General features: G+C 56.3%; 1 protein-coding gene. It reads right to left on the minus strand.

Going from position 1 to position 263, the window contains the following annotated elements; genetic code table 11:
• Positions 1–263, minus strand: a 263-nt coding sequence (locus FDX22_RS03570; RefSeq protein WP_146716712.1) for an aminotransferase class I/II-fold pyridoxal phosphate-dependent enzyme, incomplete at both ends; no start/stop codon positions are given.

Below are 263 nucleotides of genomic sequence, written 5' to 3' on the forward strand. Positions count from 1 at the left end.
ACCACCGGATAGAAGAATCCGGTAACGTAAATCCCCTCTTTTTGCAGTTCGCGGGCAAACGCCTGCGCAACAACCGCATCACCCAGCATTACCGGAATAATCGCGTGATCGGCCCCTGCCAGCGTGAAGCCTGCTGCGGACATTTGCTCACGGAATTGACGCGCATTCGCCCACAGACGATCGCGCAGGTCGCTACCCGCCTCAACCATCTCCAGCACCTTAATGGAAGCAGCAACAATTGCCGGAGCCAGTGAGTTAGAGAA

Origin of the sequence: Citrobacter sp. TBCS-14, assembly GCF_005280805.1 — a bacterium.
Classification (GTDB): domain Bacteria; phylum Pseudomonadota; class Gammaproteobacteria; order Enterobacterales; family Enterobacteriaceae; genus Citrobacter; species Citrobacter gillenii.